Below are 3384 nucleotides of genomic sequence, written 5' to 3'. Positions count from 1 at the left end.
GATCGCGTCGATGTCGATCGCCGCCGGCAGGTCGTCGACGTAGTTGGCGAGGAAGTCGCCCTTGCCGGTCTTGCGGCCCAGGTCGCCGGCGGTGACCATCCGCTGGAGCAGCTCCGGCGGAAAGAACTTCTCGTCGGCGGTGTCGGTGTAGATGTTCTTCGAGGCGTGCAGCAGCACGTCCACGCCGGTCAGGTCGGTGGTGGCCAGCGGGCCCATCGCGTGCCCGAAGCCCAGCCGGCAGGCGGTGTCCAGGTCCTCGGCGGACACCACGCCGGACTCGACCAGCTTGACCGCCTCCATCACCAGGGCGGAGATCAGCCGGGTGGTGACGAAGCCGGCGATGTCCCGGTTGACCACGACGACCGTCTTGCCGATCTCCTCGGCGAAGGCCCGCGCGGTGTCCAGCGCGGCGTCGCTGGTCTTGTAACCGCGCACCAGCTCGCAGAGCTGCATCATCGGCACCGGGGAGAAGAAGTGGGTGCCGACCACCGCCTCGGGCCGCTCGGTCACCGCGGCGATCTGGGTGACCGGGATCGCCGAGGTGTTGGTGGCGAGCACCGCGTCCGACTTGCAGATCTTGTCCAGAGCGCGGAACACCTCGTGCTTGATCTCCAACCGCTCGAAGACCGCCTCGACCACGATGTCCGCGTCCGCCGCCGCCTCCAGGTCGGTGGTCGGCGTGATCCGAGCCAGCGTCGCCTCGACCTCGGACGCCTCGATCTTGCCCTTCTCCGCGAACTTCTCCAGTGACTTTCGAATACCGCCCAGACCCCGGGTGGTGGCCGCCTCGTCCAGGTCGCGCAGCGTCACCTGCCAGCCCGCCTGCGCCGCCACCTGGGCGATGCCGGAACCCATCAACCCGGCCCCGACGACCGCGAGTCGACCCGCCATCTGCTTCTCCCTCGCTGCGATTGAGTGCCTGCCTGCACCCTAGTCGGCGAGCCTGAACGATGGCTAAGTGGTGGTCGGGCCGGGTCGTGGGGGGCTCAGATCTCCAGTGACGGTTCCTCCGGGGTGGTGCCCCGCTCGACCGCCACCCCGAGCGCACGCAGGTCGGCCACGAAGTCCGGGTAACCCCGGTCCACGTGGTGCACGTGGGACACCTCGGTGACCCCCTGCGCGCACAGCCCGGCGATGATCAGCCCGGCGCCGGCGCGGATGTCGGTCGCCTGCACCGGTGCGCCGGAGAGCCGGCCCCGTCCACGGACCACCGCGTGGTGCCCATCGGTCTTGATGTCCGCGCCGAGCCGCATCATCTCGTTGGCGAACATGAACCGGCCGTCGAAGATGTTCTCGGTGATCAGGGAGGCACCGTCGCTGACGGCCGCCAGCCCAATCGCCATCGGCAGCAGGTCGGTGGCGAAACCGGGGTACGGCAGCGTAACCACGTCCACCGCCCGGGGCCGCTCGTCCATCCGTACGCGGAAGCCGTCCCCCCGGGTCTCCACCAGCGCGCCGGCCGCCACCACCTTGTCCAGGGCGACCTCCAGGAAGGCCGGGTCGAGCCCGGTCACCGTCACGTCGCCGCGGGTCATCGCCGCGCCGAACGCCCAGGTGCCGGCGACGATCCGGTCCCCCACCGTGGCGTGGCGCACCGGACGCAGACCGGGCACACCGGTGATGCGCAACGTCGACGTGCCCGCGCCGACGATGCGCGCGCCCATCTGGTTGAGCATCGTGCAGATGTCGACGATCTCCGGCTCCCGGGCCGCGTTGTCGATCATCGTGGTGCCCTGGGCCAGCACCGCTGCCATCACCAGGTTCTCGGTCGCGCCGACGCTGGGAAAATCCAGCACGATGTCCGCGCCGCGCAGCCCGTGCGGGGCGGATGCGATGACGAACCCGTGCTCACCGGAGATCTCCGCGCCCATCCGGGTCAGCCCGGAGATGTGCATGTCCAACCCACGCGACCCGATCGCGTCACCGCCGGGATGGGCCACCCGCACGTACCCCCGGCGGGCCAGCAACGGGCCGAGCACGCAGATCGACGCGCGCAACCGTCGGACCAGGTCGTAGTCGGCCTCCGCGCCCGGCTGCTCGGGTACGTCGATCGTCACCGACCGGGACCGGGCCACACCGCCCCGGGCGACCATCGGGTCGACCGGGTCGTCCGCGTCGAACTGGACGTCGCAGCCCAGCCGACGTAGCACCTCCCCCATGATCGCGATGTCGGTGATCCGGGGGACGTTGGTGATCACACTGCGGCCCGGCGCGAGCAGCGCGGCGGCCATCAGCTTCAACGCCGAGTTCTTGGCACCGACCACATGCACGGTGCCGGACAGTCGGGCGTCACCGCGTACCCGGATGACGTCGACATCGTTGACCGTCGAATCGCCGGCGTCGCCGGGGCCCACCACCACCGGCCAGCCGGCGGTGCTGTCCGGCCGCGCCGGGATCGTCAGGTCGGGAATCCGTAGGCTGTGCGTCATGGCCGTCCACCTCACGCGCATCTACACCAAGGCCGGCGACGCCGGCATGACCAGGCTGAGCAACAACGAGCAGGTGCCGAAGACCGATCCGCGGATCGCCGCGTACGCGGATGTCGACGAGTGCAACGCGGCGATCGGCGTCGCGCTCGCGCTGGGAAACCTCGACGAGGAGCTTCGCGGCGTGCTGGGGTCGGTGCAGAACGACCTGTTCGACGTCGGCGCCGACCTGTCCACCCCGGTCGAGCCGGAGCCGAAGTACCCGCCGCTGCGGGTCACCGAGGAGTACGTCGAGCGCCTGGAGGGCTGGTGCGACGAGTACAACGCACGCCTGAGCAAGCTCGACTCCTTCATCCTCCCCGGCGGCACCGCAGGTGCGGCGCTGCTGCACGTGGCGCGGACCGTCGCCCGGCGTGCCGAACGGGCAGCGTGGGCGCTGGTCGGCCACGATCCGGACCGAACCAGCACGCTCCCGGCAAAGTATCTCAACCGGCTCTCCGATCTGCTCTTTATCCTGTCAAGAACGGCAAATCCGGCAGGAGACGTGCTATGGGTGCCGGGCGGCAAGCGCTGAACGCTTGGCGCTCCGCACCACGTCGAGGTCTGAGTTCCCACTCTGCCCGCCACCACGCGTAGCCAGGGCCGACTCCTCGCGAGCCAGGCCGACCAGTACCCGGGCCCCTCGGCGAGTCCGACTGGCCGGCGCCTCGATCAACTCGGGTTTCTTGATGTCGGGGCATCCCAACCACCAGAACACCCCGACATCAAGAAAGCCGAGTCGATCAACCAGCCCGACGCGCTGCGCGCCGAGGAGGCTGGACTCAACGGCATCGGTAACGGCAGGTGAGAAAACCACGCCAGAACGGCGGACAGTGCCAACGAAGGGTTTCCGGGGGAGCCCGCCCGGCGCAGGGATCAAGCCTGACCGCCCGGAGCCGGGCGGGCTCCCCCGAAAACC

At 69.9% G+C, this 3384-nt stretch carries 3 protein-coding genes; 1 reads left to right on the top strand and 2 read right to left on the bottom strand.

Translation table 11 applies throughout. From position 1 onward, the window contains the following. The coding region (locus AB0B48_RS32515) for a 3-hydroxyacyl-CoA dehydrogenase family protein (protein WP_357208351.1) at nucleotides 1-891 on the bottom strand (891 nt) is incomplete at its 3' end. A gap of 95 nt (nucleotides 892-986) precedes the next feature. After that, the gene (murA, locus tag AB0B48_RS32510; protein ID WP_357208348.1) at nucleotides 987-2429 is read right to left on the bottom strand and encodes a UDP-N-acetylglucosamine 1-carboxyvinyltransferase; all 1443 of its coding nucleotides are present in this window, start codon (nucleotides 2427-2429) and stop codon (nucleotides 987-989) included. On the opposite strand from murA, the gene AB0B48_RS32505 reads away from it, so the two are divergent. Next, nucleotides 2428-3000, top strand: coding sequence for a cob(I)yrinic acid a,c-diamide adenosyltransferase (locus AB0B48_RS32505; protein ID WP_357208346.1), 573 nt, complete (start codon nucleotides 2428-2430; stop codon nucleotides 2998-3000). The two genes, murA and AB0B48_RS32505, sit on opposite strands and share 2 nt — an antisense overlap. Nucleotides 3001-3384 lie beyond the last annotated feature (384 nt).

This window comes from Micromonospora sp. NPDC049089, from assembly GCF_040648775.1.
Lineage (GTDB): Bacteria > Actinomycetota > Actinomycetes > Mycobacteriales > Micromonosporaceae > Micromonospora.
This window is presented reverse-complemented; position numbering and strand designations above follow the sequence as displayed.